Below are 7,757 nucleotides of genomic sequence, written 5' to 3'. Positions count from 1 at the left end.
GAGCGCCAGCCCGACCACGATATCGGTCCCGACGCTGCGGTCCCGCAATCGCCGCGCCAGCCGGTTGGCACGCGCGTTGAGCGCGGCGTAACTCAGCTCCGTCTCGCCGAACACCAGCGCGATTGCTTCGGGTGACCTCCGGACCTGTGCCTCAAACTGCGCGACGATTCCATTGCCCGGCTCATCTCGGCGCGTGTCGTTCGCCCGTGCGAGCAGGACGACATCCGCGGGATCGCGGGCCGCAATCATGCCGACCGGTCGATCGGCATCGATGCTCAGTGCTTCGATCAGCCGTACAAAGGCTCGCTGTAGCCGCGCGACCTGCGCCTCGTCGAAATGGTTGCGCTGATAGTTGAAGACGAGGCGCAGACGCTCATCGACGCCGACGCTTGCGAACAGCGGATAATTACTGGTCTCGACGATCCGCGTCTTGCCTGCCTGGATCCGCCGGTTCGTCCCGATCAGCGCGTGGTCAACCGGATAATTCTCGAATACCAGGATGCTGTCAAATAGCGGCCGCCCGGGACGCCCCGCCAGCCGCTGGATCTCATAGAGCGGCGTCGAGCCGAATTCGCGCAAGACCAGATTGCGATCCTGCAACGCGCGCAGCCATGCTCCGACTTTCTCCTGCGGGTTGACGCTGTCAATGACCGGCAACGTGTTGATGAACAGGCCGACCATCTCTTCAGCACCAGCGAGTTCAGGCGGCCTGCCCGACACGGTGACACCGAAGCAAACCGTTCCCTGCCCAGTATGCTGTCGCAGCAACTGCGCCCATGCCGCTTGCACCAGCGTATTCATCGTGATCCGCTCACGCGCCGCAAATGCCTGCAACCTTGCGGTCAGGGCAGGATCCAACTCCAGCGCAAGCATACCGTGGCCGGACGATTGCGCGTCCGTCCGTTCGATCAAGCCTTTCGCTAAAAAACTCGGCTCGACCAGCCCAGCCGTCGCATCGCGCCAAAACGCCGCCGATGCTTCGCTGTCGCGGCTGTTCAGCCACGCGATGTAGTCGCGGTAACGGTGCTGCAATGCCGGCAGAGGCCCGTCGCCGTTATGCTGCATCACCTCGGCGATCAGCCGCGCCGAACTCCACCCGTCGAGCAGGATGTGATGATGCGTCCAGATCAGCCAATGCCGGTCTTCGCCGAGCCGGATCAGCCGGACCCGCTGCAAGGGCGGCCGTGACAGATCGAACCCGGCGGCCTGCTCCTGCCGCGAGACGTCGGCCAGCGCCGCATCCAGTTGCGCTTGGTCCCAAGCCACACTTCGCGCCCGCCAATCATCCTCGATAAAGGGCACTTCGGCCCGCCGATAGACGACCTGTTGCGGCGCTCCGGACAGGTCTCGCCAGACAAATCCGGTCCGCAGCACCGCATGGCGATCACTGGCCGCCTGCCAGGCGCGGCGCAGTTCTCCGGCATCGAGGCCGTGGATCTCCGCTGCGACCTGATTGACGTAGAGCCCGCTATCGCCGTCATGCATCGCATGGAACAACATGCCCTGCTGCATCGGCGACAATGGATAGATGTCCTCGATCTCGCGCCAATCGAGCGCAAGCCTGTCGAGCTCGGCCTGACCGAGCCCCGACAAAGCCACGTCGGATGGCGTCAGGCCGCAGGCGCCGCCGGTACAGTGATCGACCAGCTCACGCAATGCAGCCTCGTACAACGCGGCCAGTCGCTCGACCGTCTCGCGCCGATAGCGCTTGCGGCCGAAGCCGAACGACAGCCGCAACCGGCCATCGCGCACCGTGCCGTTCACGCTCAGCCAGCGTCGTAGCGGGCCCGATGCATCGCGAGACGGGCCAGCGCTTTCCGCGGCCATCGTGAACAGCGCCGCCTCGTCGTTACCGCTGTCGATCTGGCCGAGATAATTGAAGGCAATCTTCGGCTCGCCAATAAGCGACAGCGCCATGCGCTGCTCCTCGGAGCCAAGATGGCGCAATACGCCGTGACCCAGCCCGCGGCCGGGAATGCCGCGAAGCTCCTCCTTCACGGTCTTGATCAGGAGCGAGCAATCTTGCGAACCGCCGGCCAGCCCTACAGGAAAGGCCGTCGTGAACCAGCCGACCGTGCGCGAGAGGTCGAGATCGCCAGACAAGTGCTCGCGGCCATGCCCCTCCAGCTCAACGAGAACGTCGTCTTGCCCACTCCACCGCCAGACGGCGCGTGCGAGGCCGGCAAGAAGAAGATCATTGATCTGCGTGCGATAGGCCGAGGGCGCATCCGTCAGCAGCCGCTGAGTCCATTCGCTCTCGAACGACAGCATGACCTCATCGGCATCAGCGATACGATCGATGCCAGCATGATCATCGTCGCAGGGAATATCCGCATTCGTGCCGCGGCCGGTCCAGTACGACAGTTCCGCCGCCAGTTCAGGCGATGTCGCATAGGCCTGCAAGCGCTGTCCCCACAGCGCGTAAGCGTGGCTCTTCGGCGGAAGCGCGATCGTGGCGTCGCCCTTCGCAAGCTGCGTGTAGGCCGCCGCGATGTCCTCCAGCAGAATGCGCCATGACACGCCATCGACCACCAGATGGTGGATCACGATCAGAAACCGCTGGCTGCCATCGGCGACGTTGACGCCGACGGCCCGCAACAGCACCCCGCTGGAGATCGACAGGCTTGCCTGCGCCGAAGATGCCAGCGCCGTCACGGCATCACGGTCCGCCGCGCGGCGGACCCAGAGCAGCGCGTCCACGGCCGGAGCAGCGCCGTGCTCGGCATGCCAGCTCCCCTGACTCTCCTCGAAGCGGAGGCGGAGCGCGTCATGATGATCGACCACGGCGGCGAGTGCGCGCCGCATCACGTCCCAGTCGAGGCGATCTCTCGACTGCAACAGCACCGCCTGGTTCCAGTAATCGCGATTTCCCGTGTCTTCCGCAAAGAAGCGGGACTGAACGGGCAAGAGCGGATGCGGACCATTGACCTGCCCCTGATCAGCCAGCGTCCCGCTGCGCTGCTCGGTCCGTGCCGCGAGCGCCAGCGATTCCAGCGTCTGGTGCTGAAACACGTCGCGGGGTTCGATCAAATATCCGGCGCGCCGCGCGCGGCTCACCATCTGGAGCGAGATGATCGAATCGCCGCCGAGCTCGAAGAAATTGTCGGCGAGGCCAACGACCGGCCGGCCGAGCAGCTCGGCCCAGATCGCCGCAAGGGCCATCTCGGACGGCGTGCGTGGCGCTTGATGGTCCGCATTGCCATGGGCTAGGTCGGGCGTCGGCAGCGCATGGCGATCCACCTTGCCGCTCGGCATCAAAGGCAGCCGCTCCAGCACCGCGATTCTCGGCGGCACCATGTAATCGGGCAAGACGGTCGACAGCGCCGCCCGCAGGGCTGCCTCCTCCTGATCGCCGGGGCCGCTGACGTAACCAACGAGCTGGCGGCCGGCTCCGACCTCTCGCGCCACCACGACCGCAGAGCGAACGCCTGGCTGCTCGAGCAGTCGCGCCTCGATCTCGCCGAGCTCGATGCGGAAGCCGCGAATCTTGATCTGATGATCCGCGCGCCCGACATAGTCGATCGCACCATCCGAGCGCCAGCGTGCCAGATCTCCCGACCGATAGAGCCTCTCGCCGGCCTCGCCGAATGGATCTGGAATGAAGCGCTCCGCCGTCAGTTTTTCTCGCCGCCAGTAGCCCCGCGCCAAACCTGCCCCGCCTATGAACAGCTCGCCGGTTACGCCCGCCGGAACCATGTTCAGATCGGCGTCGAGGATGCGAATCGTCACGCCGGGAATGGGTCGTCCGATCGGCACGCGCGCCGCACCCTCGTCGCGACAATTCCAGTAGGTGGCGTTGATCAGGGCTTCGGTCGGACCGTAGCGATTGTCGAACCGCACATCGGGAAACGCCGCGAGCACGCGCGTCATCAATTCAAGCGACAGCGCCTCGCCGCCGGCAAACAGGCGCTTGAGCGAGGTGCAGCGTGCTGCGCCGGGTTCGGCCACGAAATGCTCGAGCATCTGTGGCACGAAGTGCAGCGTGGTCACGTCATGGGCGATGACGGCGTCCACCAGACGATGCGGTTCGCGATGCACCCCCGGAGCTGCGATCGCAAGCCGCGCGCCGGTCGCAAGCGGCCACAAAATTTCCCACACCGAGACATCGAAGCTGAACGGCGTTTTGTGCAGCAAGGTCTCGCCGGGATCGAGGCGATATTCAGCCTGCATCCAGCCAAGCCGCGCCGCGAGCGCGCGATGCGAGCAGGCCACGCCTTTCGGCACGCCGGTCGACCCCGAGGTGTACATCACGTAGGCCAGGCTATCCGGATGGAGCGCCGCATCGAGATTGCCGGCGGGCTCGTCGATGGATGCGCCCTCCCCGCCGATGATCCAGGCTTCAGCGCCCGCATCCGCGATCACCGACGCCAGATGCGACAGCAGCCCTTCTTGGGTCAGCAACAGCGCTGTTCCGCTGTCGCGCAGCATGTGAAGGAGGCGATCGGACGGATAGTCGGGATCGAGCGGCAAATAGGCGCCGCCGGCCTTCAGCACGGCCAGGACTCCGACGATCAGCTCGACACTCCGCTCGAGCGCTAAGCTGACCAGGTGGTCGCGACCGATCCCGTGGTCTCGCAACCGCCATGCCAGGCGATTGGCGCGCGCGTTCAGCTCGCCATAGCTGATCTGCCGGTCGCCAAAAATCACCGCGATGGAAGATGGCGAGGCCGCGGCACGGGCTTCGATCTGCGCGACGATGCTGTCGCCAGACGCCGGCGCCACCTCGACACTGCCACTCCAGCCGAGGATCTTCTGCGTCTCGTCAGCATCGAGGCCCTCGAGCGCGCCAAGCGGCCGAGATGCGTCCGCCACGATCCCGGCCAGCAGCCGCGACAGCGAGGTTTGCAGATATCTTATTTGATTGTCATCGAAGCGGCCGCGGTCGTAGCGAAAGCCCAGATTGATGCCGTCGGACTTGGCGAACACCGCCACCGTCAACGCATAATTGGTGATCGAGACCTGCTCGACCCGGCCGAACCGGCGTCCGCTTTCGCCCTCGTCCCGCAGCGCCTGATCGATCGGGTAGTTCTCGAACACGAGGATATTATCGAACAGCGCGCGCCCGGAGCGGCCGGCAAGACGCTGAATTTCATAGAGCGGCATCCAGCCGTGATCGCGCAAATCCATGTTGCGCGCCTGGAGGTCGCGCAGCCATGCTCCCACTTCGGTTTCCGGGTTTGCCTGATCGATGACGGGCAGCGTGTTGATGAACAGGCCGACCATGTCCTCGGCCTCGCTGATCTCGGCCGGCCGGCCCGATACCGTCGCGCCGAAACAGACCGCGCGCTGGCCGGTGTGACGGCGCAGCAGCTGCGCCCAGGCACCTTGCACCAGCGTGTTCAGCGTGACGCGCTCGCGCCTGCCAAACGCTCGTAGGCTTGCCGTCAGATCGGCAGTGAGAAGCAGATCCAGCGAGCCATGGCCGGATGCATCGTTGGTTGCCGGTCCTCCCAGCGTATCCGCGAGGAAACCGGGCTCCTCCAGTTCCGCTAGCGCGGTGCCCCAGAACGAGGCCGCCGCATCGCGGTCCTGCTTTTGCAGCCACTCGATGTAGTCGCGATAGCGGCCCCTCACGACCGGCAAGCGCTCGCCGCGTTCGTATTGCAAGATCTCGGCCATCAGACGCGCCGCGCTCCAGCCGTCGAGCAGGATATGGTGGTGCGTCCAGATCAGCCAGTGGCGTGCGTCATCGAGCCGGATCAATCGCACCCGCTGCAATGGCGCTTGCGACAAGTCGAATGCTCTGGCGCGCTCGGCTTGCGAGACGCCTGCCAGCGCGGCCCGGAGATCTTCGTCGTCGATGGCGGCCGCCCGCGCGCGCCAGTCTTCTTCCTCAAATGGCAAATGCGCAGAGCGATAGACCACCTGCTGCGCCGCCCCCGACAGTTCGCGCCACGCAAATCCGGTTCGCAACACCGCGTGCCGCGCGCTGACCTCGTTCCAGGCTGCGCGCAGCCTGCCGGCATCGAGGCCGCGGACCTCCAGGCCGATCTGGTTGACGTAATTGCCGCTCTCGCCATCACGCAGAGCATGGAACAGCATGCCCTGCTGCATCGGGGACAGCGGATAGATATCCTCGATCTCACGGCAGTCGATCGCCGCGACCAGCACGTCGAGATCAGCTTTCTTCAAGTGCGACAACGCGAAGTCCGACGGCGTCACGCCGCGGGCACCACCCGTGCAATGCTCGACGAGCTCGCGCAAGGCCGCAGCATAATGCTCCGCGAGACGTTCGATCGTTGCCCGCCGGTAACGCCTGCGGCCATAACTGAACGACAGCCGCAATTGTCCTTCGCCGACCTGGCCGTTGATGCTCACCCAGCGGCCAAGCGGCGCGCTGTCGCTGCGCATCGGTCCGGAGCTCTCGGGCGCGAGCCGGAACGGCGCGCTCTCTCCCATGCTGGAATCGAACTGGCCGAGATAGTTGAAGACGATGCGCGGCTCGGGAAGTGCATCCAGCGCACTGCGCTGCGCCTCGGTGCCGAGATGACGCAGGACGCCGTAACCCAGGCCGCGATTCGGAACGGCCCGAAGCTCCTCCTTGACGGATTTGACCAGGGCAGCGTCGTCACCGGAGCCGCCTGGCAGGCGCACCGGAAAAGCCGTGGTGAACCAGCCAATGGTGCGGGACACGTCCATGCCTGCGAAGATGTCTTCGCGGCCATGCCCTTCGAGCTCGACGACGACATCCTCAACTCCACCCCAGCGCGAGACCGCTCGTGCAAGCGCTGCCAGCAGGAGATCATTGACCCGGGTGCGGTAGGCGGAGGGCGCCTCCTTCAGAAGCCGCGAGGTCAGACCCACGTCGAAAGCCAGCAGGATTTCCTCGGCGTCGGCAACCCGGTCGATCCCACCATGATCATCGTCGCAGGGAAACTCGCCATGCGATTCTCGTTCGAGCCAATAGCCGAACTCGGCCGCCAGCTCATCGGTACCGGCATAGGCCTGCAGCCGCGCGCCCCAGGATGCATAGGGCTCGCTCCGCGCCAGCGCGGAAGCCGCATCTTGGCGGAGCTGATCGTACGCCGTCGCAAAATCCTCGAGCAGCACGCGCCACGACATGCCATCGATGACGAGATGATGCACCACCACCAGAAGCCGCTGGCTGCCGTCCACAAGGTCCATACCGACGACGCGCAGCAGCGGTCCGGCCAGCGACAGGCTGGCCTGGGCCGACGAGGCGACCTCCGTGACTTCGGCGGCATCGCGGACGTCGCTGCGAATCCGCAGCAGCTCCGACGTTGGCGGCATTGCGCCATAGGTCGCGCGCCAGACGCCATCCATGTCCTCAAAGCGCAGGCGCAAGGCCGCGTGATGAGCTACGAGAGCGGCGACCGTGCGTTCGACAAGTTTCCAGTCGAGCCGTGACTTCGGCATCAACAGAACGGCCTGGTTCCAGTGATGGCGGTCCCCTGCGTCTTCGCCGAAGAACCGCAACTGGATCGGCAGCAGCGGATGCTCGCGGCCCTCGATATCGCCCTCAGGGGCGACATCTTCCGCCCTGCTTTCGCTCCGCGCCACCCGCGCCAGATCCTGCAAGGTCTGATGTCGGAAAACGTCACGTGGCTCGATCAGCAGGCCCGCCTGGCGGGCGCGACCGACCAATTGCAGCGAGATGATGGAATCGCCGCCAAGCTCGAAGAAATTGTCCTCGACACCGATGACAGGCTGGCCGAGCAGCTCGGCCCAGATCGCGGCGAGCACCGTCTCTGCCGCGGAGCGTGGCGCGACATGCGCGGCGGTCGCCAGGGGTGTCT

The 7,757-nt window shown here is 65.5% G+C and carries 1 protein-coding gene; it reads right to left on the bottom strand.

Features of this window, described 5'->3' with window-relative positions:
- Positions 1–7,757: non-ribosomal peptide synthetase (locus MOV75_RS20010; protein ID WP_247006448.1), on the bottom strand; the 7,757-nt coding region annotated here is incomplete at both ends.

This window comes from Bradyrhizobium sp. PRIMUS42, assembly GCF_023006515.1.
Classification (GTDB): domain Bacteria; phylum Pseudomonadota; class Alphaproteobacteria; order Rhizobiales; family Xanthobacteraceae; genus Bradyrhizobium.
This window is presented reverse-complemented; position numbering and strand designations above follow the sequence as displayed.